A 24,501-nucleotide genomic window follows, 5' to 3' on the forward strand; every position below is an offset into this window, starting at 1 on the left:
AATCTTTCGACGCCTGTTTATGCTGGTTTGAAGGCTGTTCCAACACATGCGTATGCGTCTTCTAGTAGTGGGCGGGGAGAGCGCCCTGGGCAAGGCGCTACTCGCCGCCGGTGCCGAAGCGGGCATCGAATTCGTCGCCCCCGAGACTCCCGCGGAGGGCTGGTACGCCGCCGGGCTGACCCAGGTGCTCGACCAGGTACGGCCAGGGGCGGTGATCAATCTCGCCTATTACCGCGACTGGTTGCAGGCGGCGGACTTCGATCCGGCGCTGATGCAGCGCCAGGCGCTGGCCGTACAACGCCTGGCCGGCCTCTGCCAGCACTATCAGATTCCGCTGATCCAACCGTCCAGTTATCAGCTTTTCGATGGTTCGCGCGTGGCCGGCTATAGTGAAAAGGATCTTCCGCGGCCGCCGGGCGCACGTGGCGAGGCGCTCTGGCGGGTCGAGCAGCTGGTGCGGGCGCTGTGCCCGATGCACATCCTGCTGCGCCTGGGCTGGGTCCTCGACGATTCCTGCGACGGTCGCCTGGGGCGTCTGTTGCGACAGCTGGGTACCGAGCAGGTGGTGCCGATGGCGGGCGACCGGCGCGGCAACCCGACCACCGTGGGCGATGCCGCCCGAGTGCTGCTGGCCGTGGTCAAGCAGCTCGACTGTGGTGCGCCGCTCTGGGGGACCTATCACTACGGCGCCCAGGAAGCGGTGTCGGAGCTGGGTTTAGCCGAGACCGTCGCCCAGCTCTGGCAGGAATTCGACCGGCCGGTGCGCTGCGAATGGCAGGAGGTGATGCACCTGGAGCGGGCGGATGCCACGGAAGAGCCACAACAGGGGGTGTTGATCAGTCGCAAGCTGCTCAACACCTTTGGAATCAAGGCGCGGCGCTGGCAGCAGGAGCTGCCGGCGCTGTTGCAGGGCTTTCGGCAGGACGAGGTAGGTTTCGATGAGTGATGCGCCCATTCTGATCACTGGCGGTGCCGGTTTCATCGGCTCCCACCTGGCCGACGCGCTGCTGGCGCGGGGCCGGCGGGTGCGGGTACTGGACGATCTGAGCACCGGCAAGCGCGAGAATCTGCCGCTGGACAACGACCTTATCGAGCTGCGGGTGGGCGACGTGGCCGATGCCGCGACGCTGGAAGCCGCGGTGACCGGTTGCGCAGCGGTGGTGCACCTGGCCGCGGTGGCCTCGGTGCAAGCCTCGGTGGAAGACCCGGTGGGCACCCACAGGGCCAATTTCATCGGCACCCTGAATCTGTGCGAGGCCATGCGCAAGGCCGCGATCAAGCGGGTGGTTTATGCCTCCAGCGCGGCGGTCTATGGCGCCAACGGTCAGGGCCAGGCCATCGACGAGGAGCTGCCCAAGGCACCGCTGACGCCCTATGCGGCGGACAAGCTGGCCGGCGAGTACTACTTCGACTTCTATCGCCGCGAGCACGGTCTGGAGCCGGCGATCTTCCGCTTCTTCAACATCTACGGACCGCGTCAGGATCCCTCTTCGCCCTATTCGGGGGTGATCAGCATCTTTACCGAGCGCGCTCGCCGGCAGACGCCGATCACGGTGTTCGGCGACGGCGAGCAGACCCGCGATTTCGTCTATGTGGCCGATCTGGTGGGCATCCTGGTGCAGGCGCTGGAAGCCCCCGCGGTAGCGGCTGGGGCGGTGAACGTGGGGCGCGGCGAGACCATCAGCCTGAACGGGCTACTGGCGGAGATCGGCCAGGTGCTGGGTGGCCTGCCGCCGGTGACCCATGGTGCGGCGCGGGCGGGGGACATCCGCCATTCGAAGGCGGACAACCGTCGTCTGCGCGAGCGCTTCGATTTCAGCCAGCCCACAGGCATGGGCACGGGGCTGGCGGCACTGCTACGGGACTAGCGGGCGAGGTCAGGGGCAAGCCCCGGGCTGTTGGGCTGCGACGATGGAGCTGTCTCAGCGCCAACCTACGACGCGAGTGGCTGGCGGTGAGTTAGAAGCGATAGCCCAGGCCGATCATATAGACCCAGGGATCCACGTCCAGATCGACCTTGGCGCGGGCGCCGAGGGCGGTGTTGTCGACGTGGGCGGTGGTGGCGATGTCGATGTAGCGGACCTGGGCGTTGAGCATCACCCGGTCGGTGAGCATGAGATCGGCACCGACCTGGGCGGACCAGCCCCAGGAATTGTCGGCGCGGAAGTTATCGAAGCCGGCCGCGCTGGCACCACTGCCGACGTGCTCGTCATAGATCCAGGTGTAGTTGAGGCCGGCGCCGACATAGGGCTGGAACGTCGCCTTGGCGTCCAGGGGGTAGTAGACCAGGCTCAGGGTCGGCGGCAGGTGCTTGAGACTGCCCAGCTTGCCGTTGGCGGCGTCCAGCCCGGTGCCCTTGATGTTGACCTGATGCTCGAAGGGCGTGGCCGCCAGCAGTTCGACGCCCAGGTGGTCGGTGAGCATGTAGGCGAAGTTGAGGCCCAGCTGGGTGTCGCTGTCCATGCTCGCCTTGCCGCCGAGATTGGCGCCGCTCAGGGCGCCGCGGTCGATCTTGACGTCGGAGCTGCGTTCGTGGGGATCCACGGTGATGGCGCCGGCGCGCAGGATGATGTCGCCGGCCTGGTGGGCCTGGGCGAGAGGGGCGGCCAGGGCGAGGGCGAGCAGGCTGAGGCGGAAGAGGGGACGCATGGCGAGGGCTCCGAAGGCATGGAAAAGGGCTGGGAGCAGCCTAGCGAAGCTGAAACGGCGGACTCTTGATCTCGCTCAAGGGTGGGTCACATTCCTCAGGAGCCATCGCCCTTGAGGACGTAGGGCTGGATGCGCTGGGCCTGCAGCCAGTAGCCGGCGACGGCCACCTCGCTGCGCTGGCTGCCTACGCCCAGACGGCCTTCCACCCAGTAGGGCAGGTGCAGCTTGGACAGCCAGAGGTCGTGGCTGCCCTTGACGTAGACGATCTGGTTGCCCGGAGGCGGCGGCACATGGATGCAGGCGCCGTAGTAGGGAACCAGCAGGAATTCAGTGACCTCGCCCTCGTCGGTGACCATGATCGGCACCACATAGCCCGGCAAGCGCACCTCCTGGCCATCCAGGGCGGCAACCGTCGGCGCATCCGGCCAGGGCTGGCTCGCGGCGGGGCCGTCTTCGCCGAGGCCGTGGTCGATGCTGCCGGGATTGAAGCGCGGCGCATCGGCCGGTACCAGTTCGCGCCAGGCGAGTTGGCGGGGTTCGGCCTGGGCCCAGGACAACCAGCAGAGCAACAGCAAAGGCGCCAGGCGCATGGGGTGGAAGCCTCGTCTACAAGCGCACGGACAACCCGTCCGTGAGGGCCTGGCGACAGCCGCGCCAGGCTGGGATGCAACCGAGCACCAGGGCGGCGAGCAGGATGCCGCCGAGTAGTTGCCCATCGTAGAGCGAGGGCCAGTCCAGCGGCAATGCCAGACCGTATTCCGCCAGCAGCCAGGGGCGGCCCAGGGCGATGGCGCCATAGAGCAGCGCCAGCCCGCCCAGGCAGCCGGCCAGGGTGAGCGCCAGGGCTTCGGCCAGCAGCAGGCCGAACAGATGGCGCGGCTGGGCTCCCACCGAGCGCAGGATGGCCATTTCCCGGCGCCGTTCGTTGAGGCTGGCGAGCAGCGCGGTAAGCATGCCCACCAGACCGGTGAGCACCACGCACAGTGACATCACCAGCAGCGCCTGTTCCGCCGTGCCGAGCAGGCCCCAAAGTTCCTGCAGGGCCACCCCGGGCAGGATCGCCAGCAAGGGCTCGCCGGTATAGCTGTTGACCGCGCGCTGCACGGCAAAGGTGGCTACCCGACTCTTGAGGCCGACAAGGGCGGCGGTGAGATCCTGAGGGGTGAGATCGCGCTGGCGCACCTCGGCGTCGCTCAGCGAGGGACCGGGCATGCCGCCGCGCCAGTCCAGGTGCAGGGCGGTCATGCCGCTCAGCGGAATGTGCAGGGTGCGATCGACCGGGGTACCGGTAGGCGCGAGGATGCCGACCACGGTGAAGGGATGGTCGCTGTGCTCGGTCAGGCTGATGGTGGCGACGCCATGGGCCAGCACCAGCTTATCGCCCAGCTGATAGTGCAGCGCCTTGGCCACCTCGGCGCCCAGCACCACCTCGAAGACGTCCTTGAAGGGCCGGCCCTGGGCCAGGCGCAGCGGCTGGTTGCGCCCGTAGTGATAGTGGGTGAAGTAGTTGCCGTCGGTGCCCAGCACCCGGTAACCGCGGTGGGAGTCGCCAAGGGACAGCGGGATGGTCCAGGCGACGCGGGGATCGGCGGCGAGCTTCTCGTAGCTCTCCCAGCGGATGTTGTTGGTGGCGTTGCCGATGCGGAACACCGAGTAGAGCAGCAGGTTGACCGCGCCGGAGCGGGCGCCCACCACCAGGTCGGTGCCGGCGATGGTGCTGGCGAAGCTGGCCTTGGCCTCGGTGCGCAACCGCTCGACACCCAGCAGCAGGGCCACCGAGACGGCGATGGTGAAGACGGTGAGCAGGGCGGTGGCGCGGCGATTGCGCAAGCTGGCCCAGGCCAGTTGGAGCAGGGGCATCCTAGGTCTCCGGGCGGGCGGCGTTGAGCTGGGCCAGGGTGAGGTGGCGGTCGAAATGGCCTGCCAGGCTGCGATCGTGGCTGACGAACAGCAGGCCGGCGCCGGCGGCGGCGCACTCGGCGAACAGCAGTCGCAGGAAGGCATCGCGGTGGTCGCTGTCTAGCGCGGAGGTGGGTTCGTCGGCGATCACCAGTTCCGGCTGGCCGATCAGGGCGCGGGCGGCGGCGACCCGCTGCTGCTGGCCGATGGACAATTCGCGGGCCGGACGGCGGGGCAGATCGGGATCGCTCAGTCCCAGGGCGCGGAGCAGGGTCAGGGCCGCGCCTTGAGGATCGCCATGCCGCGCACGGGCACGCGCGCGGCGCAGTGCCGAGAACTGGCAGGGCAGCAGGATGTTGTCCAGCACCGAGAGAAAGGGCAGCAGGTTGAATTGCTGGAAGAGAAAGCCGGTGTGGTCGACGCGAAAGCGGTCGCGCCGGGCGGTGGCGAGCGCTCCCAGGTCCTGACCGAGCAGGCGCACCTGGCCGCGACTCGGCCGTTGCACGCCGCCGAGCAGGCCGAGCAGGGTGGTCTTGCCGCTGCCCGAGGGCCCTTCGAGAAACAGCGCCTCGCCGGGTGCCAGCTGAAAGTGCCGGATGTCCAGGCATTCCGCCTGGCCAGGCCAGGCGAAGCCAAGGTCCCGGATCTCGACCAGGGGCGCGGTACTCATGGCCGTCCTACCACTTCAGTCGCGGTTGCTGAGCCGTCAGCTCGGCGCCCTGCTGGCCGCTGACGACGATGGCCTGCACTTCGACACTGTGACTGTTGGGAAAGCGGGCGAACCAGCCGGAGAGGTCCAGGCCGTCGAGGGCGGTCGGCTTGCTGCAGGTGAAGCTCATGGTGGCTTCCACATCCAGATGGCCGCTGGCGTTGGCGTCCTTGGCGAACAGCGGACTGATGGCACTGGCTTCGCCCAATTGGCAATCGGCTACTGCGGGCAGCTTCACCAGTGCCTGAGGATTCTCCAGGCTCTGCCGAAGCGCGGCGACGGCGTCCTGCTCCTTCTGGTTGCGCGGTGCATGTTCGAAACCCAGCAGATCGGCCGCCGGACTGCGCCACTGCAACTCCAGGCCCGTATCGGTCTGCGCCAGGTCGAGGTGGGATTCGCCGTGCACATGGGCACCCAGGGCGCCATGCGCGTGTTCGTCATGGTCGTCGTGGGTGCCATGGGCAAAGGCCGGTTGGGCGAGCGCGGCAGCAAGGCAAAGGGTCAGCAGAGGCAGGCGCATGGTGGGCTTCCAGTGGGCGGAGAGGTGCTATGTTATGTTGTTGCTTTTCCGCGCTGCAACCTTGGTTTGGCGTCGGCCGGTGGCTGTGGGAGCATGGGCCTCTGCACGACGAGGAGAACACCATGGTACGCATTCGCGGAACCATCGGCAGCCAGCCCGTGGATCTCACGGTGGAACTGAACGAGGCCGACTGGCAGCGCCTGGCCGTAGCCCTGCAGCCGACGGCGGCGTCCCTGCCTGCTGCGGCGGTGGTCGCCGCCCCCAGCGGGCCCAAGTCGGGCGGCGACATGCTCTGGGACCAGGTGGTGAAACTGCTCAGCCAGGCTGGGCGGCTCAGCGGACCGGACATCCTCGTGGCCCTGGAAAAGCTGACCGGCAATCTGGGCGTGGCCAAGCAGCTGCTGGTTCGGCTGAGGCACAGCCCCCAGGTGCGCATGGAGCGGGTGGGCGAGGCGCAGTTCTATATCTGGCAGGGGTGAGGCCGGATGCAGCTTGGTGGAAAACGTTGGGCGGTTTTCCACGCTACAGGCCGTCCACCACGCCAGGATGGCCCTGGCTGTGGATAAGGCTGCGTCCGGGGCGACGCAGCCGTTGTCGACCGACGCTTAGTACAGCGCCTGGTACAGGCGGCGGCGATAGGTGGCGACCAGCGGGTGGTCGTTGCCCAGCAGATCGAAGACCTGCACCAAGGTCTTGCGCGGCAGGTCGTCGCCATAGCCGCGGTTGCGGCGGAACAGGTCCAGCAGGCCATCCAGCGCCGGTTCGTACTGCTGGCGGGCCAGTTGCTGCACGGCCAACTGGTAGGCGGCTTCGTCGTCGCCGGCATCGCGCGCCAGGCGGCTCTTGAGGTCGGCGACCTCGGGCAGGCTGGCGGCCTGGCGCAGGAAGGTCAGCTGGGCACGGGCGCCGGCCAGGGCCTGCTTGTGTTCGTCACCCTTGACCGCGTCCAGCACCGCCTGGGCATCGTCCAGTTCACCGCGCTCGGCCAGGCAACGGGCATAGAGGATCAGCGCCAGGGCGTCGCTGTTGTCTTCTTCCAGCAGGACCTTGAGCAGGGCTTCGGCCTCGGCGAAACGCCCCTCGGCGAACAGCGCCTGGGCGGCGTCCAGCGGATCTTCCTCGGCTGGTGGCAGGGCCTGGACATGGGGTTCGAGCAGGGCGCGAATGGCCGACTCCGGCTGGGCGCCCGCGAAGCCGTCCACCGGTTGGCCATCCTTGAACAGCACCACGGTGGGCAGGCTGCGGATGCCGAATCTCATCACCAGTTCCTGCTCGATGTCGCAGTTGACCTTGGCCAGGTGCAGGGCGCCGCCATAGGACTCGGTGATCTTGGCCAGCAGCGGCATCAGCACCTTGCAGGGCGCGCACCACTCGGCCCAGAAGTCCACCAGCACCGGGGTGCTGAAGGAGGCGTCGATGACCTGTTGCTGGAAGGTGTCGAGGGTGGCGTCGAAAATGTAGGGGACCTGGCTCATGGCGGACTCGGCAGAGGCGGGTGGCCCCAGATCATTCCTGATCCGGAGCCCCCTAAGAACCGTGCTTGCGACTTTCACAGCACACGGCTCAAGCTTACGAAAAGTCAGCCCAGAGGCTGACCGGCAACGTTGACTAACGATCCTATCATTACAGACCGCTGTGTCGCAGAGTCACTTGTTTACGCTGGCTGTGAATCAGCGAGTGACAGTTGGGATGGAGAAGTACGCGATTTTTCAGAGTGTCCTTGCCGCCGTCCACCCGTCGAATGACATGGTGGTCGTCCCAGCCCGTTTCCCTGGTAATCGCGTGACCGCACAGAGCGCAGTTCCCTTTCTGGCGCCGGTAAAGGCTTAGGATTTGTTTCCTGAAACGCAGCTTGTGCTGCATCCTTTGGACCCTTAGCTTTTCCCATTTCTGCTCAAGCGCAGCGTCGTACGGGTTGTACCCGCCTGATAGACGCTTTTGGCGCTTGATTACGGTCTTCGCTAGCTCATAAAGCTCACGATACTTTCGCTCTCCCTTCTTGCCTCTATAGGGATGCGCGAACACCTGTTTCCGCCCGCCGATGGAATGGAAGTATTTGTTCCAGCTCCACGTAGCTAGCTTCTTCGGATGTCGGCGCTTCGCCCACCTTCGTAGCAACCAGAAAATCAAGTTATCTAGTTTCTTGAAGGTAGCTTTAGCAACAGCCTGAGAATGGTATTGAGCCCACCCTCGTAGTACCGGGTTCAGACGGCCGATCAACTCTTCCTGAGTCAGAGCCCCACTGGATCTCACTATGTCCCTTACCTTTCGATAGAACGTCGAGATGTTCTTCTTCGAGGGTTTGGTAAACAGCTTGGTCCGTCGGTAAGGCGATTTCGGCACGTATTTCCTGAAATTCCACCCTAGGAAATCGAAGCCCTGAAGGATGTGGGTTATCTGCGTTTTCTCTTCGGACAAGCTCACCCCTCGTACTGACAGGAATTGCTCGACCCAAGGTATGACCTCGTCAGTCAACAGCTCTTTGGTAGCCGCTGTGATGATGAAGTCGTCCGCGTATCGCACCACATGCACTCTGGGCGTATCGGCGTCGGTACCCGCTAGCTTTCTGGCCAGATGGCCTTTGAGCTGCTTCTCCAAACCGTTAAGGGTGGCGTTAGCCAAACAGGGCGAAATAATCCCACCTTGTGGCGTCCCGGCCTCCGTAGCCATGAAGTGTCGCCGGTCAATTACCCCGGCCTTCAACCACAGCCGCAGTACCTTCTTGTCCATAGGGACGTTCTGGCACAGCCACTCGTGATTGATGTTGTCGAAGAACCCCTTGATGTCACCTTCCAGAACCCACATAGGTGAGTCGTCTTGCGACATTAACTGAAAGATTTCAACCATCGCATCAGCGGTCGAGCGATCCGGCCGGAAGCCGAAACTTTTCGGGTCGCTGGTGCTTTCGATGACGGGTTCCAGGGCGGACAGGTAGAGCGCTTGCATGGCCCGATCAAACATCGTCGGTATGCCTAGCGGGCGCTTTTCCTTCTTCCCTGGCTTCGGTATCCAAACCCTTTTTAGCGGTTTGGGCCGATAGCCTCGTTTCTCCGATAGACGCTTCGCGGCGTGGAGCTTGGCTGGAGGCGTCCCCCAGGTTTCTCCATCGACGCCCGGAGTCTTGCGACCCCGGTTTTCCGTCACCCGTCTTACAGCCAGACAGCGGCCATAAAACGAATGGGTCAGTAACCGTTGTAGGCGTTTAACCCTACGCCAGTCACCGGCCATTGTTGCCTGCGCAATCTTCAACTGCGTTTTCCGAACGGAGATCTGGATCTTGGCCCAATCGAGATCGTGCCAGCCCTTCACGCCGTCAGGAGACGCAGACGAAACCGATGTTGCTGGTTGCGTATTCATACAGTCCTCCTCAGGTCAGTAACCTTCGGGACGGACTTCTCCCCCTAGGGGTTGAAGTCACCCCTAGGGTCGTTTCGCTGGAAATCAGCACTAGATCATGCGCCCGTAAACCAGGTGCACGTCAGCCAGGGTTGCCCCTGTCGATGATGTTTCAACCGATATGCCGCCCATTACAGACAGCCATTCGCTTTTTGCACCCTCCCATTCCCCACACCCAACAGCTTTCCTTGCGGATTGCCTGCCTTCCGATGTTGCTGGTTAGGCGGGTGGTCGGGATTGCCACGTTCCCCGCTGTGCATCGATTCCCCGGTTAGGTTCCATCTTTCCCCCGGCAGTCGTAGTGGTACCGCGTCGCTTCTTTCGACAGCGAGCGCCGATCTGCTTTGCCGATTTTGGCCAGGGCCCATAAATTGCCGTAGGCCCAGTAGTGCTTACGAGGGTTCGAACGATGATTCACATGAGTTAACCATGCGGGTTGGGTCACTAGCCCCTTGCCTCCGTGCAATTCGGAAGCGTCACGCTGCTGTTGCCAGACCTGCGTGTCCCGTGAGGGATAGGACGTTGTCCATCGGGCTTCACACCTCAGGGTTGGCCCCCGACGCATGCCGATGTAGTGAACTGGCAGGTACATGCCAGGCTCGGTACCCCCTGTATTAGCAAGGTTGAGCAATGCACAAGCGGAGCGGTTGCTCCGTGCTTGGACAAGATACCCTAGCGTCTCACGACGTTGGCATGGGCCAAATGAGACCAAGGCACCCCAAAGATGGATTGACCCCTTGCGGGGTCAAATCACCCGCAGGGAGTCTTGTTACATTTAGATACAATTTCCTTGGCGGAAACTGCTCTCTGTTACGTCTGATTGATCAATTTATAGCCAAAAATGGCCAAATTGAGACGTACTTACCCTGGCAAGCAGGGATCGCATTGTCCCCACAAGTGGGTCAAATCAGGCGCGGCAGAGCCGGCTCTCGTGCTTTGTTTAGGCTTCAAACCCCAGTAGAACAAGGGTTTCGGCGCCAAGACTAAGCTGGTCAACCAAGCACAACACGAGCATTCGTGTCGCACCGAAAGATGCACTATAGGTGGGGGCGCCGGGCTTGGAAACAAGGAGGCTCGGCTCAGCCCTGGTAGAGCGCCACGCGGCGGAATTCCTCCGGCTCGGCCAGATCCGGCAGGGTGCAGGCCTGGAGGTCGGCGAGGCGGGTGAAGCCGGGATGGGCCAGGTCGCGCACCCGCGAGTCGGCCAGCAGGATCCGTTCTGCGCGATTCTGCAGAAGTCCGAGCAGCGGCAGGTTGGCGCGATCGTAGAGGACGTCGGCGGCCAGGATGAGATCGAAGCGCTCGGTGCTGGCACAGAAATCGTCCAGCGTCTCGATCTGCACGGCGTTGGCCTCGGCATTGGCACGGCAGGCCTTCAATGCCAGCGGGTCGAGATCGCAGCAGACCACCCGCGCGGCGCCGGCCCGGGCGGCGGCGAGACCGGCGATGCCCGAGCCGCTGCCAAAATCCAACACCTGGCGCCCGGCGACGTGCTCAGGATGGGCGGCGATCCAGCGCGCCAGGGCCAGACCACTGGCCCAGCAGAAGGCCCAGTAGGGCGGTGCCTCCAGCAGGCGCTGGGTTTCCGCGGGGGAAAAGGCCCGCGCCATGTTGGCCGGATCGATCAGCCATAGCGATAGGTCGCTATTTGGCAATGCCTGCAAGGTGAGGCGGGCGTCGCCCAGCAGGGCCGCCAGGGCGACGGCGAGATCGGCAGGGGGTGTCACGGGGTCTGGTTCAGCACCAGTTCACCGAGATTCTGCGTGGTCGGCCCGCCCACACCGACCGGTGGCAGGTAGCTGGCCAGTTGCCCGGCCTGGATCAGGCGGGCGTGGAATTCCACCTTGAGATCCGGGCGGGTGGGAAAGATCTCGGGATTGAAGGGCAGGCGGAAGGCCAGGGGCGCGCCCTTGCCGGTCACCGTCTCGCTGGCCAGCAGGCGCTGGGGCAGGCCCTTGGCGTTGACCGCCAGCAGGGCGATCTCGACCTGGGCGCCGGCCGGGACCAGGCCCTGGGCATTGCGCAGCACCCCGGAGATCTCGCGCAGATTGGCCGGGGTGGGAGCGCCCGCCACCGGAACCGGCTCGTCGGCCGGGGTGGTGGGCTGCGGCGGCGTGGTTTCGGGTGGGCTGGAGCACGCCACGAGCAGACCGGTGAACAGCAGGGGCAGGAGGACGCGTGGGGTCATGGCAGGATCCGGAGGTCGCCACCGGCGAGGGCGGCACGGGAGGCTGGAAAGGGGTCGTCGAACACAGGGCGCTCTTATAGCCCGGCGGCTCCTGGCTGTCGATTCGTCCGGTACCCGGAGGTTCCCGGCAGGGGGCGATCGGGTACCATGAAGGCTTTCCCTTCCGGCGGTCGACTCCTCCATGCATTGTCCCTTCTGCGGCGCCCACGACACCAAGGTCACGGATTCCCGGCTGGTTGCGGCCGGTGAGCAGGTGCGCCGACGGCGTGAGTGCCTGGCCTGCCAGGAACGCTTCACCACCTTCGAAACCGCCGAACTGGTGCTGCCGCGGCTGATCAAGCAGGACGGCACCCGCCAGCCCTTCGACGAGGACAAGTTGCGCGCTGGCATGCAGCGCGCCCTGGAGAAGCGACCGGTCAGCGTCGAGCGCCTGGAAGAGGCCATCGCCCTGATCAAGCACCGGCTGCGCGCCACCGGCGAGCGGGAGATCCGTTCCCGGGTGGTGGGCGAACTGGTGATGGACGAGTTGCGCAAGCTGGACCAGGTGGCCTATATCCGCTTCGCCTCGGTCTATCGGCAATTCCAGGACCTGGCCGAATTCCGCGACGAAATCGAGCGGCTGGCCCAGGATCCGGGCAAGCAGCCGGTATGAGCGCCGCCAACGGGATGAACGACGAATTCTGGATGGCCCGCGCCCTGGCGCTGGCGGCGCTCGGCCGCTACAGCACGGCGCCCAATCCGCGGGTGGGCTGCGTGATCGTCCGTGACGGCCAGGTGGTGGGCGAGGGCTGGCACCGCCAGGCCGGCGGCCCCCATGCCGAGGTGCATGCGCTGCGCCAGGCAGGAGATGCCGCCCGCGACGCCACTGCCTATGTGACGCTGGAGCCCTGCAGCCACCATGGCCGCACCCCGCCCTGCGCCGACGCCCTGGTCGCGGCTGGCGTGGCCGAGGTGGTGGCGGCCATGACCGATCCCAATCCGCTGGTGGCCGGACGCGGCCTGGCGCGGCTCGCCGCCGCTGGCATCGCCACCCGCGCCGGAGTGCTGGAAGCCGAAGCGCGAGCGCTCAACGCCGGCTTCATCCAGCGCATGCTCACCGGGCGGCCCTTCGTGCGGGTCAAGTTGGCCCTGAGTCTGGATGGCCGCACCGCCATGGCCAATGGCGAAAGCCAGTGGATCACCGGGCCGGCGGCGCGCCAGAGCGTCCAGCGACTGCGTGCCGAGGCGGGGGTGGTGATTACCGGCGCCGACACCGTGCTGGCCGATGGCGCGCGCCTGACCGTGCGCCCGAGCGAACTGGGCCTGAGCGGAGACGAACTGGAACTGGCCACCCTGCGCACGCCGCAGCGGCTGCTGGTGGACGGCCGTGGCCGGGTGCCGCTGGAGGCACCCTTCTTCCAGGCCGGCGCGGCACGGGTCGCCGGTATGGCGGACGAGGCGCCCGCCTATGCGGCGGCCGGTCATGACTACTTGGCGCTACCCGGCACCCAGGGCCAGGTCGATCTAACGGCCCTGCTGACCCGCCTGGGCGGCGAGCAGGTCAACGACGTCCTGGTGGAGGCCGGACCGCGCCTGGCCGGTGCCTTCGCCCAGGCCGGGCTGGTCGACGAATATCACCTGTTCCTGGCACCCAAGTTCCTGGGTTCCAGCGCCCGACCGCTGCTGGACTGGCCGCTGCAGCACCTGGCCCAGGCTCCGCAGCTGGAGATCATCAGCGCCACGCCGGTGGGCGCGGACCTGCACCTGATCGCCCGACCCCGGCGCGACACCTGACGCCCCTGGCCCCCTGGCGGCGAACTGTGTTACAAAACCTGCGCCGCCTGCGGGTGGCGAGTTCTCAGGGCGGGGTGCAATTCCCCACCGGCGGTAACGCCCGATCAATCGGGACGAGCCCGCGAGCGCTTCCCGGTCCTCTGTGGCGGGGGAGGTCAGCAGACCCGGTTGGATCCCGGGGCCGACGGTCATAGTCCGGATGAGAGAGAACGGGATAGCCTCGCCTGGCAGGGGTGCGAGCCCCTCGTCCGTCTGATTTCCCTTCTGTCCGTACGCCCTGTTTTTTCACCAAAACAGGAGTTCGTCGATGTCTAGCTGCACTGTCTTTCTGGCTCTACCTCTCGGAGGCCTGAGCTGATGTTTACCGGAATCATCGAAGCCCTCGGCGAGATCCGCGCCCTCACGCCCAAGGGCGGGGACGTGCGCCTCTATGTCGCCACCGGCAAGCTCGACCTGGCCGACGTCAAGCTCGGCGACAGCATCGCCGTCAACGGAGTCTGCCTCACCGCCGTGGACTTGCCCGGCGACGGCTTCTGGGCCGACGTCAGTCGCGAAACCCTGAGCCTCACCAGCCTGGGCGGCCTCAAGCCCGGCAGCCGGGTCAACCTGGAAAAGGCGCTGATGCCCACCAGTCGCCTCGGCGGCCACCTGGTCAGCGGCCACGTGGATGGCCTCGGCGAAGTGGTCTCCCGCGCCGATAACGCTCGTGCCGTGCAGTTCCGTCTGCGCGCCCCGGCGGAGCTGGCGCGCTACATCGCCCTCAAGGGCTCGATCACCGTGGACGGCGTCAGCCTCACGGTGAACGCGGTGGACGGCGCCGAATTCGAGCTGACCATCGTCCCCCACACCCTCGGCGAGACCATCATGGCCGACTACCGCCCCGGGCGCCGGGTGAACCTGGAGGTGGACCTGCTGGCCCGCTACCTGGAGCGCCTGCTACTGGGCGACAAGGCCGCCGAGTCCAGCAAGGGCGGCGTCACCGAAAACTTTCTCGCCGAACACGGCTATCTGCAGCGCTAAGGACGACACCGTGGCACTTTCCAGCATTGAAGACATCATCCAGGACATCCGCGCGGGCAAGATGGTCATCCTCATGGACGACGAGGACCGCGAGAACGAAGGCGACATCATCATCGCCTCCGAATGCGTCACCGCCGAACACATCAACTTCATGGCCCGCCATGCCCGGGGCCTGATCTGCATGCCCATGAGCAAGGGTCTCTGCGAACGCCTCAACCTGCCGATGATGGCCAGCCGCAACGCCTCCGGCTTCGGCACCAAGTTCACCGTCTCCATCGAGGCTGCTGAGGGCATCAGCACCGGCATCTCCGCGGCCGACCGCGCCCGCACCGTGCAGGCCGCCATCGCCAAGGACGCCAAGCCCGGCGACGTGGTCAGTCCCGGCCACATGTTTCCGCTGATGGCCCAGCCTGGCGGTGTGCTGGCCCGTGCCGGCCACACCGAGGCGGCCTGCGACCTGGCGCGCATGGCCGGTTTCGCCGAGAGCGGCGTGATCTGCGAGGTGATGAACGACGACGGCACCATGGCCCGGCGCGACGAACTCGAAGCCTTCGCCGAGCAGCATGGCCTCAAGGTCGGCACCATCGCCGATCTGATCCACTACCGCCTGCTCCACGAGCACACCGTCAAGCGCATCGACGAGCAGCAGCTGGAGACCGAACTCGGGCCGTTCAAGCTGGTGACCTACCGCGACGAGGTGGAGGGCGACGTCCACCTGGCACTGATCCGTGGCGACCTGGCCAGCCAGGAGCTGCCGCTGGTGCGGGTGCACAACATGGATCCGTTGCGCGACCTGCTGCAGGTGCACCAGCCGGGGCGCTGGAGCCTGCGCAGCGCCATGGAGCGGGTCGCCCGTGAAGGCGCCGGCGTGGTGCTGCTGCTCGGTCACTCGATCGAGGGCGACGACCTGCTGGCGCATCTGCGCGAGCCGCTGCCGGTACCCAAGGCGCTATCCACCTACAGCACCGTCGGCGCCGGTTCGCAGATCCTGCGTGACCTGGGCATTCGTCAGATGCGCCTGCTCAGCTCGCCGATGAAGTTCAATGCCATATCCGGCTTCGACCTGGAAGTAGTAGACTATCTGCCTCCTGAAGAATGACCCTTCCGCCTGGCGCGCCCCGCCCGGGTGGCATGGCGCGCTTCACCTGGATTTCCACGGACGGCCTGGCACTGCCGGCCGTCCGGCTCTTTGACAACTGGACCCGCACATGAACATCAAGACCTTTGAAGGCACCTTCATCGCTCCCCAGGGCCGCTTCGCCCTGGTGGTCGGTCGTTTCAACAGCTTCGTCGTCGAAAGCCTGCTGCAGGGCGCCATCGACGCCCTGGTGCGTCACGGCATCAAGCCGGACGACCTGACCATCATCCGCGTCCCCGGCGCCTTCGAGATCCCGCTGGCGGTGCAGAAGATCGCCCAGCGGGACGAATTCGACGCCATCATCGCCCTCGGCGCGGTGATCCGTGGCGGCACTCCACACTTCGAGTACGTGGCCGGCGAGTGCACCAAGGGTCTGGCCCAGGTCTCCATGGAATTCGGCGTACCGGTGTCCTTTGGCGTTCTCACCGTCGACTCCATCGAGCAGGCCATCGAGCGCTCCGGCACCAAGGCCGGCAACAAGGGGGCCGAAGCGGCCCTGTCTGCTCTGGAAATGGTCAGCCTGCTGGCGCAGCTGGAGGCCAAGTGAGCGGCGATCTGACTCCGCCCGCGGCCGGCAAGCCCGCGGGCAAGAAGGCCCCCACCGGCAAATTGGCTGCCCGTCGCGAAGCGCGCAGCCTGTCGGTGCAGGCGCTGTACCAGTGGCACATGGCGGGCCAGGCGATCAACGAGATCGAGGCGCAGTTTCGCGTCGACAACGATTTCGCCAAGGTCGATGGCGCCTATTTCCATGAAGTCCTGCATGGCGTCCCGGCCAACAAGGGTGAGATCGACGGCTTGATCCTGCCCTGTCTGGACCGCCCCATGAACGAGGTGGACCCGGTGGAACTGGCCGTGCTGCGGCTGTCCTGCTACGAGCTGCTCAAGCGCATCGACGTGCCCTATCGCGTGGTGATCAACGAAGGCATCGAGCTGGCCAAGATCTTCGGCGCCACCGATGGCCACAAGTTCGTCAACGGCGTGCTCGACAAGCTGGCGCCCAAGCTGCGCAGCGCCGAGTTGCGCGGCAAGCGCTGATCGCCCACGCTGGCATGGGTGAATTCGAACTCATCCGTCGCTATTTCGCCGCGGCGCCCTGCGCTCGCGGCGGACCCGGCGTGGCCCTGGGGATCGGTGACGACTGCGCGCTGCTGGCACCCGCATCGGGTGAACAGCTGGCGGTGTCCACCGATACCCTGACCGCCGGGGTGCACTTCCCCGATCCCTGTCCGGATGCCTTCGGCCTCGGCCAGCGCGCCCTGGCGGTGAGCGCCAGCGACCTGGCCGCCATGGGCGCCGCGCCCCTGGGTTTCACCCTGGCGTTGACCCTGCCGTCCGTCGAGCCCGCCTGGCTGGAAGGCCTGGCGGCAGGCCTCGCGCAGATGGCCGAGCAATGCGAGCTGCGCCTGGTCGGAGGCGATACCACCCGCGGGCCGCTGTCTCTTACCCTCACGGTCTTCGGCCGAGTTCCGGCGGGTCAAGCCCTGCTGCGCAGCGGTGCCCGCCCGGGCGATCTGCTGTGCCTGGGCGGCGCCCCCGGTGAAGCCGGCGGGGCCTTGCCCTTCGTCCTCGGCCAGCGCGCGCCGGAGGGCGACGCCTGTCGGCACCTGCTGGCGCGCTACTGGGCACCCCACCCGCAGTTCGACCTCGGCCTCTGGCTGCGGGGCAGGGCGACGGCGGCCCAGGACGTCTCCGACGGCCTGGTCGCAGATTGCGGCCACATCGCCGCCGCCTCCGGGGTACGCCTGGTGGTGGAGACGGCGCGGCTGCCGGTGAGTCCGGCCCTGGCCGAACTCTTCCCCGCCGACGAGGTGCTGCGCCTGGCCCTCGGCGCGGGTGACGACTACCTGCTGGTCTTCACCCTGCCACCGGAGCAGGCCTCGGCGCTGGCCGTCGCCTGGCCCCAGGCGCAGGTGATCGGGCGGGTCGAGGCGGGCAGCGGCGTTGCTGTCCTCGCCGCCGACGGTCAGCCCATGACCCTGGCGCAGACCGGTTTCCAACACTTCTAGCGTCTTCGAGCGGAGTCCCTTTCGTGAGCGAACACCAAGCCCCCGCCCAGCCGGTCCCCCTGTCGGTCTGGCGCGATCCCTGGCACTTCCTGGCCTTTGGCCTGGGTTCCGGCACCCTGCCCAAGGCGCCCGGCACCTGGGGATCGCTGATCGCCTTGCCCTTCGTGCCGCTCTGGCAGCTGCTCAGTGGTTGGAGCTATCCGCTGCTGCTGGTGCTGCTGACCGTGTTCGGTTGCTGGCTGTGCGGCAAGGTCGCCCGGGAACTGGGGGTGCACGACCATGAGGGCATCGTCTGGGACGAGATGGTCGGTATCTGGATCACCTTCTGGCTGGCGCCCCCGGGGTTGATCTGGCTGCTGGTGGGTTTCGTCGCCTTCCGCGTACTAGATATCTGCAAGCCCTGGCCAATCCGCTGGCTGGATGTCAATGTCCGCGGCGGTGTCGGCATCATGGTCGACGATGTACTGGCCGGCGTTCTCGCCTGGCTGGTGGTCCAGGGATTACACATCGGTTGGGGTCATCTCGTCGGCTGACGAGACGCAGGCCCAAGGAGCAGGGCAGTGAAAAGACTGGGCGCGTACGGCCTGTTGTTGGCCGTCGGTTCGCTCGCCTGGGCGCAACCCCAGGTCAGGGTCGTGGGGTTGTTCAATGACGCGGCGGTGGTCAACGTCAATGGCCAGCGCAAATTGCTGCGAGTCGGCCAGCGCCTGGACGACGTCGAGCTGGTCAGTGCGGATGCCCAGCAGGCGCTGCTGCGCATCGACGGCCGGACCCAGGCCTTCGCCCTCGACCGTGAGTACAGCGATGGCTACAGCGCCCCGCAGCGCCGCGAATTCAGCGTGCCGCGCAGCAACAATGGCCATTATCAGGTCACCGCCAGCGTCAATGGGCGCCCGGTGTCGCTGCTGGTGGACACCGGCGCGACCAGCGTCGCCCTGAGTGGCGCCCAGGCCGATCAGCTGGGCATCAGCTATCGCGAAGGCACCCCGGGTTGGGTGGAAACCGCCAGCGGTCATGCCCGCGCCTGGCGCACCACGCTCAAACAGGTGCGCCTGGGTGATGTCGAGGTGGTCGGGGTGGAGGCCATGGTGCTGGAGGGCAACTACCCCAGCCAGGGTCTCCTGGGCATGAGTTTCCTCAATCGGGTCGGCTGGCGCGAGGCCCAGGGCATCTTCTACGTCCAGGCGCGCTGATAGATCATCGGGTATCGATGTCATAACCCCTGGCGATGACGCCGAACCCGGGGAAAAGGTTACAATGTACGTCTTTCCCCGCCAGGAGCCTGCAGGTGTCCGTCGTCTTTGTCGCCGCCTCCCAACTGCCCACCCCCTTCGGCCTGTTCACCATGCACGGTTTTCTCGACGAGACCGATGGCAAGGAGCACGTCGCCCTGACCTTCGGTGACGTGGCCGATGGCGAGCCGGTGCTGGGCCGCCTGCATTCCGAGTGCCTGACCGGCGATGCGCTGTTCAGCCTGAGATGCGACTGCGGTTTCCAGCTGGAAGCGGCGCTGCGCGCCATCGCCGAGGCCGGTCGCGGCGTGCTGCTCTATCTGCGCCAGGAGGGGCGCGGCATCGGTCTGCTCAACAAGATCCGCGCCTATGAGCTGCAGGATGCCGGTGCCGATACCGTGGAAGCCAACGAGCGCCTGGGTTTCGGCGCCGACCAGCGCACCTATGCCCTGTGCAAGCCGATGCTCGAACACCTGGGCGTCACGGCGCTGCGGCTGATGACCAACAATCCGCGCAAGGTGAAGGCGCTCGAGGTGCTGGGCATCCCGGTCGCCGAGCGGGTGCCCTTGCAGGAAGGCCTCAATCCGCACAACCGCCGCTATCTGCTGACCAAGGCCGGCAAGCTGGGTCACATGCTCGGTAATCTGCACCAGAACGAAGACATGGAAAAGGCGCCCTAGGGCGCCTTTTTACTGGCCAGCGGCAGGCTGCGCTCAGGCTTCCTTGCGCAGACCGATCGGTGCCAGGTCCGCTAGGGCCAGACGCTCGCGTACTGAGCGTTCGATACCCGCCTCATCGAGGCCGCATTCGGCCAGCATGTCGGCCGGCTTGGCGTGTTCGATGTAGCTATCCGGCAGGCCCAGGTTGAGTACCGGCCGGAGCAGGGCGTTGGCCTGCAGGAATTCGTTGACCGCACTGCCGGCGCCGCCCATGACGCTGTTTTCCTCGACCGTGACCAGCAGGTCGTGGTCGGCGGCGAACTGGCGGATCAGGGCCTCGTCCAGCGGCTTGACGAATCTCATGTCGGCCACGCTGGCGTCCAGGCGCTCGGCGACCTGCAGGGCTTCGGCCAGTTGCACGCCAAACACCAGGAAGCCGACCTTGGGGCCGCTCTTCAGGCTGGTCTGACGACGCACCACGCCTTTACCGATAGGCAGGGGCTCCAGGCCCGGATCCAGGGCGGCGTTGGGGCCGCTGCCACGCGGGTAGCGCACCGCGGCCGGGCCCTGGTGGCGATAGCCGGTGGTGAGCAGGCGGCGCAGCTCGTTTTCGTCGCTGGGCGCCATGATCACCATGCCAGGGATGCAACGCAGGTAGGACAGGTCGAAGCTGCCCGCGTGGGTCGGGCCGTCTTCGCCCACCAGGCCAGCGCGGTCGATGGCGAAGAGCACATCCAGATTCTGCACCGCCACGTCGTGGATCAACTGGTCGTAGCCGCGTTGCAGGAAGGTGGAGTAGATGGCCACCACCGGCTTCATGCCGTCGCAGGCCAGGCCGGCGGCCAGGGTCACCGCGTGCTGCTCGGCGATGGCCACGTCGAAGTAGCGCTCGGGATAGCGTTCGGCGAAGCGGATCAGGTCGGAGCCTTCCTTCATCGCCGGGGTGATGCCCACCAGTTTGGCATCGACGGCGGCCATGTCGCACAGCCAGTCGCCAAAGATGTTGGAGTACTTGGGCGCACCCGGGCGCTTTGGCTTGGCGTCCAGCGGCTCCAGCTTGGTGATGGCGTGGTAGCTGATGGGATCGGCTTCGGCGATGGACAGGCCCTTGCCCTTGCGAGTGATCACATGAAGGAATTGCGGACCCTTGGCATCGCGCAGGTTGCGCAGGGTGGTGACCAGGGTCGGCAGGTCATGGCCGTCGATGGGGCCGATGTAGTTCCAGCCCAGCTCCTCAAACAGGGTGCCGGGCACCAGCATGCCCTTGGCGGCCTCTTCGGTACGGCGGGCGATTTCCCAGGCACCGGGCAGCTTGGAGAGGGCCTTCTTGCCGTTCTCACGCAGGTGCTGATAGGTACGGCTGGAGAGCAGCCGCGCCAGGTAGTTGGACAGGCCACCGACGTTGCGCGAGATGGACATGTCGTTGTCGTTGAGTACCACCAGCATGTTGGCGCCGGTGTCCGAGGCGTGGTTGAGTGCCTCGAAGGCCATGCCCGCGGTCAGGGCGCCGTCGCCGATCACGGCCACCGACTTGCGCTCGATGCCCTGCAGCTGGGCGGCGATGGCCATGCCCAGGGCGGCGCCGATGGAGGTGCTGGAGTGACCGACGCCAAAGGTGTCGTACTCGCTCTCGCTGCGCCGTGGGAAGGCGGCCAGGCCGTCCTTCTGGCGCAGGCTGGCCATGCCTTCGCGGCGGCCGGTGAGGATCTTGTGCGGATAGGCCTGATGACCGACGTCCCACACCAGCCGGTCTTCCGGGGTGTTGAAGACGTAGTGCAGGGCCACGGTCAGTTCGATGACACCCAGGCCGGCGCCGAAGTGACCGCCGGTCTGGCCCACGGTCCACAGGAGAAAGGCGCGCAGTTCGTCGGCGACGGCGTCCAACTCGGCGTCACCGAGCTGGCGCAGTTGCACCGGCGAGTCGATGCGGTCGAGCAGGGGCGTCGCGGGACGCTGGCGGGGAATCTCGTGAAACGTCTTGGGCATCTGGCTGATCACTTTGCGCAGAGAATTAGGCAGTTTACCCGATGCCCGCGTGGCATCCCAACAGCGGGCAGGGCGTCTTGTTATGCCCCTGTGACAACGGACCCGGGGGCAAATGCGGCCCGGGTCACGAGTTTTTCCGCTGGAGCGCGTCTAGCTACGTCGTTCCACGATATAGCGGGCCAGGGCGCGCAGGGGTTCGGCCGGCTCGCCCAGGGGCTCGATGGCCGCCAGGGCGGTGTCGCGCAGTTCCAGGGCATAGGCCTTGGCGGCGTCCAGCCCGAGCAGCGCCGGGTAGGTCGGTTTGTCGCGGGCGAGGTCGGCACCCTGGCGTTTGCCCAGGGTCTGGGTATCGCTCTCGATGTCGAGCACGTCGTCCCAGACCTGGAAGGCCAGGCCGATGGCCTCGGCATAGCGGGCCAGGGCGTCGCGCTCGGCGGCACCGGCGGCTTCGCTGGCCAGGGCGCCGAGCTGCACGCTGGCGGCGATGAGGGCGCCGGTCTTGTGCAGGTGCATGGTTTCCAGCGCCGGCTGGTCGATGCGCCGCCCGACCGATTCCAGATCGATGGCCTGGCCGCCGACCATGCCCGCCGGACCGCTGGCGCGGGCCAGCACCGCGACCATCTCCAGCCGCACCGCGGCCTCCTGGGGCGCCGCCAGCAGGGTCTCGAAGGCCAGGGTCTGCAGGCCGTCGCCGGCAAGGATGGCGCAGGCCTCGTCATAGGCCTTATGGGTGGTGGGCCGGCCGCGGCGCAGGTCGTCGTCGTCCATGGCCGGCAGGTCGTCGTGGACCAGGGAATAGGCGTGGATCAGCTCTACCGCGCAGGCGGCCTGGTCGGCGCGCGCCGGATCGCCACCCAGGGCTTCGCAGGCGGCATAGACCAGCAACGGCCGTACCCGCTTGCCGCCACCCATGACGCTGTAGGCCATGGCGGCATAGAGCCGGGCGAGTTCGGCGCGGGGGGCGCTGAAGAGCGGGGCGAGGGCGGTATCGACGCGAGTCTGGCAGCGTTGCTGGTAGGCCTCGATCATGCGTCGTCCCCGACCGGGGCGAAGGGGGCGGCGCTGAGTTCGCCATCCTTTTCCAGCAGGATCTGCACCTTCTGCTCGGCCTGGGCCAGGGCACCCTGGCATTCGCGGGTCAGGCGGATGCCCTGTTCGAAGGCGCCGAGGGAGTCCTCCAGGGACAGCTCGCCACTTTCCAGGCGTTCCACCAGGGTCTGCAATTCGGCCAGGGATTGTTCGAAGTCGGGAGCTTTCTTGCGGGCCATCGGGATTCTCGGCAGAGGCGATCGGGTCGCGGGAAGTGGGCAACAGGTCAGCCATTGTGCCACAGCCATCGGCGCCGCTTGACGCCGTGCCCGGCCAGGCCCTAGGGTAGCGGTCATGAAAACGCGCAGCCCCCAACGCCCCAGCATTATTACCGCCATTACCTGATGGCGGGACAGCGTTAGCTGCGCAACCAGACCCGCCCAAGAGGCGGGTTTGTACTTTCTGACTCCTGGGCCCCGACGAAACACCCCAGGAGCCCGCCATGACCGTCCAGGAACCCGCCACCGATCTCTTGCAGCGCTATGCCCGCAAGATCCTCGAAGCCCCCGTCTACGACGTGGCCATCGAGACGCCTCTGCAATCGGCTCGGGCGCTGTCCGAACGGCTGGGCTGCCAGGTGCTGCTCAAGCGCGAAGACCTGCAACCGGTGTTCTCCTTCAAGATCCGCGGTGCCTACACCAAGCTGGCCAGCCTTTCGACCACCGAGAAGGCCCGTGGGGTGATCGCCGCCAGCGCCGGCAACCACGCCCAGGGCCTGTCCCTGGCGGCCCGCGAACTGGGCGTGCGGGCGATCATCGTCATGCCGCGCACCACCCCCGAGCTCAAGGTCATCGGCGTGCAGTCCCGTGGTGGCGAGGTGGTGCTGCACGGCGACGCCTTTCCCGAGGCCCTGGCCGAGGCGCTACGCCTGGTCGAGGAGCAGGGCTATACCTTCGTCCCGCCCTATGACGATCCCGACGTCATCGCCGGCCAGGGCACCGTGGCCATGGAGATCCTGCGCCAGCATCCGGGCCGGCTGGACGCCATCTTCGTCCCCGTGGGCGGTGGCGGCCTGATCGCCGGTATCGCGGCCTATGTGAAATACCTGCGCCCCGAGATCAAGGTCATAGGCGTCGAGCCCGATGACTCCAACTGCCTGCAGCAGGCCATGGCCGCCGGCGAGCGGGTGGTCTTGCCGCGGGTGGGGCTGTTTGCCGACGGCGTGGCCGTGGCCCAGATCGGCCACCACACCTTCGAGGTCTGCCGCCGTTATGTGGACGAGGTGATCACCGTCAGCTCGGACGAGATCTGCGCGGCGATCAAGGACATCTATGACGACACCCGCTCCATTACCGAACCGGCTGGCGCCCTGGGCGTGGCCGGGATCAAGAAATACGCCGAGCGTGAAGGCAGTGGCGGCCAGGTGCTGGTGGCCATCGATTCCGGCGCCAACATCAACTTCGACCGCCTGAGACACGTGGCCGAGCGCGCCGAACTGGGCGAGCAGCGCGAAGCCATCATCGCCGTGACCATCCCCGAGCGGCCGGGCAGCTTTCGGGCCTTCTGCGAGGCCCTGGGCCGGCGGCAGATCACCGAATTCAACTACCGCTATCACTCCGGCCAGGAAGCCCATATCTTCGTTGGCGTCCAGACCCATCCCCAGCGCGATCCGCATGAGGCCTTGCTGCAGGGGCTGCGCGACCAGGGCTTCCCGGTGCTGGACCTGACCGACAACGAACTGGCCAAGCTGCACATCCGCCACACCGTGGGCGGTCATGCCATGCGGGTCGACCAGGAACAGGTGTTCCGCTTCGAATTCCCCGAGCGACCCGGAGCGCTGTTCGATTTCCTCGAACGCCTAGGCGGTCGCTGGAACATCAGCATGTTTCACTACCGTAACCATGGCGCGGCGGACGGGCGGGTATTCGCGGCGCTGGAGGCCAGTCACGCCGAGCGGGGCGAGCTGTTGGCGACCCTGGATGCCATCGGCTATCGCTATTGGGACGAGACGGACAATCCGGCGTATCGGTTGTTTATCGGGTAAGGGTGATGGTGTTGGGCTTCGCTGCGCTCAGCGCCAACCTACGGGCAAAGTGGATCACGGCGCGGCCTTATCCACCGTTGGCATCACTGACAGTCCCGCCCGTTGGGCTTCGCTGCGCTCAGCGCCAACCTACGGGTAGGGTGGATCACGGTGCGGCCTTATCCACCGCTCGCGTCCGTGTACGTCAGTGGAAAACGCTGCGGGGTCCAACCGCCCCCTCTCCCTCTGGGAGAGGGCTTGGGTGAGGGTAGCC

At 66.4% G+C, this 24,501-nt stretch carries 26 protein-coding genes and 1 riboswitch; of the genes, 14 read left to right on the top strand and 12 right to left on the bottom strand.

The window, feature by feature from the left end; translation table 11 throughout:
- The first annotated feature begins 46 nt into the window (after positions 1-46).
- Entirely contained in the window at positions 47-946 is a 900-nt protein-coding gene (locus tag LRS53_RS09560; protein WP_231355712.1) for a sugar nucleotide-binding protein, read from the top strand.
- Positions 939-1,868: an NAD-dependent epimerase/dehydratase family protein gene (locus tag LRS53_RS09565; RefSeq protein ID WP_017640294.1), complete on the top strand. Its 930-nt coding sequence runs from the start codon at positions 939-941 to the stop codon at positions 1,866-1,868. Before LRS53_RS09560 ends, LRS53_RS09565 begins: the two co-directional genes overlap by 8 nt.
- A gap of 91 nt (positions 1,869-1,959) precedes the next feature.
- On the opposite strand, the gene LRS53_RS09570 is transcribed toward LRS53_RS09565, so the two are convergent.
- The 5 genes from LRS53_RS09570 to LRS53_RS09590 all read right to left on the bottom strand — a co-directional run bounded on the left by LRS53_RS09570 (position 1,960) and on the right by LRS53_RS09590 (position 5,777).
- Positions 1,960-2,649, bottom strand: coding sequence for an OmpW/AlkL family protein (locus LRS53_RS09570; protein WP_231355713.1), 690 nt, complete (start codon positions 2,647-2,649; stop codon positions 1,960-1,962).
- Between the two features lie 95 nt (positions 2,650-2,744).
- The gene (locus LRS53_RS09575; protein WP_231355714.1) at positions 2,745-3,239 is read right to left on the bottom strand and encodes a DUF3299 domain-containing protein; all 495 of its coding nucleotides are present in this window, start codon (positions 3,237-3,239) and stop codon (positions 2,745-2,747) included.
- A gap of 16 nt (positions 3,240-3,255) precedes the next feature.
- A complete protein-coding gene (locus LRS53_RS09580) occupies positions 3,256-4,509 on the bottom strand; it encodes an ABC transporter permease (protein WP_231355715.1) in 1,254 nt (417 codons plus the stop codon).
- 1 nt (position 4,510) lies between these two features.
- Positions 4,511-5,218 (bottom strand): ABC transporter ATP-binding protein, encoded by a 708-nt coding sequence (locus LRS53_RS09585; RefSeq protein ID WP_231355716.1) that lies wholly within the window; start codon positions 5,216-5,218, stop codon positions 4,511-4,513.
- Positions 5,219-5,225: 7 nt separating this feature from the next.
- Positions 5,226-5,777, bottom strand: a complete 552-nt coding sequence (locus tag LRS53_RS09590) for a ZrgA family zinc uptake protein (RefSeq protein ID WP_231355717.1) — start codon at positions 5,775-5,777, stop codon at positions 5,226-5,228.
- 122 nt (positions 5,778-5,899) lie between these two features.
- Here LRS53_RS09590 and LRS53_RS09595 point away from each other — a divergent pair, with 122 nt between their 5' ends.
- On the top strand, positions 5,900-6,256 hold the full coding sequence (locus LRS53_RS09595; protein ID WP_231355718.1) for a hypothetical protein: 357 nt from the start codon (positions 5,900-5,902) through the stop codon (positions 6,254-6,256).
- Between the two features lie 126 nt (positions 6,257-6,382).
- Here LRS53_RS09595 and trxA read toward each other — a convergent pair whose 3' ends face one another.
- From trxA to LRS53_RS09615, 4 genes are all read right to left on the bottom strand, one after another.
- Positions 6,383-7,252 carry a thioredoxin gene (gene trxA / locus LRS53_RS09600; protein WP_231355719.1) on the bottom strand — a complete coding sequence of 290 codons (870 nt, stop codon included), beginning with the start codon at positions 7,250-7,252 and terminating at the stop codon, positions 6,383-6,385.
- Positions 7,253-7,400: 148 nt separating this feature from the next.
- A complete protein-coding gene (gene ltrA, locus LRS53_RS09605; RefSeq protein WP_231355720.1) occupies positions 7,401-9,134 on the bottom strand; it encodes a group II intron reverse transcriptase/maturase in 1,734 nt (577 codons plus the stop codon).
- 1,118 nt (positions 9,135-10,252) lie between these two features.
- Positions 10,253-10,900, bottom strand: a complete 648-nt coding sequence (locus LRS53_RS09610; RefSeq protein WP_231355721.1) for a class I SAM-dependent methyltransferase — start codon at positions 10,898-10,900, stop codon at positions 10,253-10,255.
- Positions 10,897-11,361, bottom strand: coding sequence for a YbaY family lipoprotein (locus tag LRS53_RS09615; RefSeq protein ID WP_017639507.1), 465 nt, complete (start codon positions 11,359-11,361; stop codon positions 10,897-10,899). The genes LRS53_RS09610 and LRS53_RS09615 overlap by 4 nt, the downstream gene beginning before the upstream one ends.
- Before the next feature lie 181 nt (positions 11,362-11,542).
- Between LRS53_RS09615 and nrdR the strand changes: the two genes are divergently transcribed.
- From nrdR to ribA, 10 genes are all read left to right on the top strand, one after another.
- Entirely contained in the window at positions 11,543-12,013 is a 471-nt protein-coding gene (gene nrdR, locus LRS53_RS09620) for a transcriptional regulator NrdR (RefSeq protein ID WP_007161213.1), read from the top strand.
- Positions 12,010-13,134 (top strand): bifunctional diaminohydroxyphosphoribosylaminopyrimidine deaminase/5-amino-6-(5-phosphoribosylamino)uracil reductase RibD, encoded by a 1,125-nt coding sequence (ribD, locus tag LRS53_RS09625; RefSeq protein ID WP_231355722.1) that lies wholly within the window; start codon positions 12,010-12,012, stop codon positions 13,132-13,134. The genes nrdR and ribD overlap by 4 nt, the downstream gene beginning before the upstream one ends.
- Before the next feature lie 56 nt (positions 13,135-13,190).
- Positions 13,191-13,349, top strand: a riboswitch (FMN riboswitch).
- A gap of 142 nt (positions 13,350-13,491) precedes the next feature.
- Positions 13,492-14,154 carry a riboflavin synthase gene (locus tag LRS53_RS09630; RefSeq protein ID WP_231355723.1) on the top strand — a complete coding sequence of 221 codons (663 nt, stop codon included), beginning with the start codon at positions 13,492-13,494 and terminating at the stop codon, positions 14,152-14,154.
- A gap of 10 nt (positions 14,155-14,164) precedes the next feature.
- Complete coding sequence (gene ribBA, locus LRS53_RS09635; RefSeq protein WP_160921975.1) at positions 14,165-15,253, top strand: bifunctional 3,4-dihydroxy-2-butanone-4-phosphate synthase/GTP cyclohydrolase II; 1,089 nt, start codon at positions 14,165-14,167, stop codon at positions 15,251-15,253.
- Positions 15,254-15,362: 109 nt separating this feature from the next.
- A complete protein-coding gene (gene ribH, locus LRS53_RS09640) occupies positions 15,363-15,839 on the top strand; it encodes a 6,7-dimethyl-8-ribityllumazine synthase (RefSeq protein WP_007161209.1) in 477 nt (158 codons plus the stop codon).
- Between the two features lie 8 nt (positions 15,840-15,847).
- Positions 15,848-16,327, top strand: a complete 480-nt coding sequence (gene nusB, locus LRS53_RS09645) for a transcription antitermination factor NusB (RefSeq protein WP_026083666.1) — start codon at positions 15,848-15,850, stop codon at positions 16,325-16,327.
- A gap of 14 nt (positions 16,328-16,341) precedes the next feature.
- The gene (gene thiL / locus LRS53_RS09650; protein WP_231355724.1) at positions 16,342-17,298 is read left to right on the top strand and encodes a thiamine-phosphate kinase; all 957 of its coding nucleotides are present in this window, start codon (positions 16,342-16,344) and stop codon (positions 17,296-17,298) included.
- A 23-nt stretch (positions 17,299-17,321) separates the two neighbouring features.
- The gene (locus tag LRS53_RS09655; RefSeq protein WP_017639513.1) at positions 17,322-17,831 is read left to right on the top strand and encodes a phosphatidylglycerophosphatase A family protein; all 510 of its coding nucleotides are present in this window, start codon (positions 17,322-17,324) and stop codon (positions 17,829-17,831) included.
- 27 nt (positions 17,832-17,858) lie between these two features.
- Positions 17,859-18,491 (top strand): retropepsin-like aspartic protease family protein, encoded by a 633-nt coding sequence (locus LRS53_RS09660; RefSeq protein WP_231355725.1) that lies wholly within the window; start codon positions 17,859-17,861, stop codon positions 18,489-18,491.
- A 95-nt stretch (positions 18,492-18,586) separates the two neighbouring features.
- Positions 18,587-19,210: a GTP cyclohydrolase II gene (ribA, locus tag LRS53_RS09665; protein ID WP_017639515.1), complete on the top strand. Its 624-nt coding sequence runs from the start codon at positions 18,587-18,589 to the stop codon at positions 19,208-19,210.
- Positions 19,211-19,243: 33 nt separating this feature from the next.
- Here ribA and dxs read toward each other — a convergent pair whose 3' ends face one another.
- The 3 genes from dxs to LRS53_RS09680 form a co-directional block, all read right to left on the bottom strand.
- Positions 19,244-21,175, bottom strand: a complete 1,932-nt coding sequence (gene dxs, locus LRS53_RS09670; RefSeq protein WP_231355726.1) for a 1-deoxy-D-xylulose-5-phosphate synthase — start codon at positions 21,173-21,175, stop codon at positions 19,244-19,246.
- A gap of 150 nt (positions 21,176-21,325) precedes the next feature.
- Positions 21,326-22,204: a polyprenyl synthetase family protein gene (locus LRS53_RS09675; RefSeq protein ID WP_017639517.1), complete on the bottom strand. Its 879-nt coding sequence runs from the start codon at positions 22,202-22,204 to the stop codon at positions 21,326-21,328.
- On the bottom strand, positions 22,201-22,443 hold the full coding sequence (locus LRS53_RS09680) for an exodeoxyribonuclease VII small subunit (RefSeq protein ID WP_007161201.1): 243 nt from the start codon (positions 22,441-22,443) through the stop codon (positions 22,201-22,203). Before LRS53_RS09680 ends, LRS53_RS09675 begins: the two co-directional genes overlap by 4 nt.
- Positions 22,444-22,706: 263 nt before the next feature.
- On the opposite strand from LRS53_RS09680, the gene ilvA reads away from it, so the two are divergent.
- Entirely contained in the window at positions 22,707-24,248 is a 1,542-nt protein-coding gene (gene ilvA / locus LRS53_RS09685; protein WP_231355727.1) for a threonine ammonia-lyase, biosynthetic, read from the top strand.
- The last annotated feature ends 253 nt before the right edge of the window (positions 24,249-24,501 follow it).

This window comes from Pseudomonas sp. PLB05 (assembly GCF_021106615.1).
Taxonomy (GTDB): Bacteria; Pseudomonadota; Gammaproteobacteria; order Pseudomonadales; family Pseudomonadaceae; genus Chryseomonas; species Chryseomonas benzopyrenica.

Bases quoted from the DNA above. Each gene is read 5' to 3' on its own strand.
- LRS53_RS09560 (WP_231355712.1), top strand. From the start codon at position 47: ATGCGTATGCGTCTTCTAGTAGTGGGCGGGGAGAGCGCCCTGGGCAAG.
- LRS53_RS09565 (WP_017640294.1), top strand. From the start codon at position 939: ATGAGTGATGCGCCCATTCTGATCACTGGCGGTGCCGGTTTCATCGGC.
- LRS53_RS09570 (WP_231355713.1), bottom strand. From the start codon at position 2,649: ATGCGTCCCCTCTTCCGCCTCAGCCTGCTCGCCCTCGCCCTGGCCGCC.
- LRS53_RS09575 (WP_231355714.1), bottom strand. From the start codon at position 3,239: ATGCGCCTGGCGCCTTTGCTGTTGCTCTGCTGGTTGTCCTGGGCCCAG.
- LRS53_RS09580 (WP_231355715.1), bottom strand. From the start codon at position 4,509: ATGCCCCTGCTCCAACTGGCCTGGGCCAGCTTGCGCAATCGCCGCGCC.
- LRS53_RS09585 (WP_231355716.1), bottom strand. From the start codon at position 5,218: ATGAGTACCGCGCCCCTGGTCGAGATCCGGGACCTTGGCTTCGCCTGG.
- LRS53_RS09590 (WP_231355717.1), bottom strand. From the start codon at position 5,777: ATGCGCCTGCCTCTGCTGACCCTTTGCCTTGCTGCCGCGCTCGCCCAA.
- LRS53_RS09595 (WP_231355718.1), top strand. From the start codon at position 5,900: ATGGTACGCATTCGCGGAACCATCGGCAGCCAGCCCGTGGATCTCACG.
- trxA (WP_231355719.1), bottom strand. From the start codon at position 7,252: ATGAGCCAGGTCCCCTACATTTTCGACGCCACCCTCGACACCTTCCAG.
- ltrA (WP_231355720.1), bottom strand. From the start codon at position 9,134: ATGAATACGCAACCAGCAACATCGGTTTCGTCTGCGTCTCCTGACGGC.
- LRS53_RS09615 (WP_017639507.1), bottom strand. From the start codon at position 11,361: ATGACCCCACGCGTCCTCCTGCCCCTGCTGTTCACCGGTCTGCTCGTG.
- nrdR (WP_007161213.1), top strand. From the start codon at position 11,543: ATGCATTGTCCCTTCTGCGGCGCCCACGACACCAAGGTCACGGATTCC.
- ribD (WP_231355722.1), top strand. From the start codon at position 12,010: ATGAGCGCCGCCAACGGGATGAACGACGAATTCTGGATGGCCCGCGCC.
- LRS53_RS09630 (WP_231355723.1), top strand. From the start codon at position 13,492: ATGTTTACCGGAATCATCGAAGCCCTCGGCGAGATCCGCGCCCTCACG.
- ribH (WP_007161209.1), top strand. From the start codon at position 15,363: ATGAACATCAAGACCTTTGAAGGCACCTTCATCGCTCCCCAGGGCCGC.
- thiL (WP_231355724.1), top strand. From the start codon at position 16,342: ATGGGTGAATTCGAACTCATCCGTCGCTATTTCGCCGCGGCGCCCTGC.
- dxs (WP_231355726.1), bottom strand. From the start codon at position 21,175: ATGCCCAAGACGTTTCACGAGATTCCCCGCCAGCGTCCCGCGACGCCC.
- LRS53_RS09675 (WP_017639517.1), bottom strand. From the start codon at position 22,204: ATGATCGAGGCCTACCAGCAACGCTGCCAGACTCGCGTCGATACCGCC.
- LRS53_RS09680 (WP_007161201.1), bottom strand. From the start codon at position 22,443: ATGGCCCGCAAGAAAGCTCCCGACTTCGAACAATCCCTGGCCGAATTG.
- ilvA (WP_231355727.1), top strand. From the start codon at position 22,707: ATGACCGTCCAGGAACCCGCCACCGATCTCTTGCAGCGCTATGCCCGC.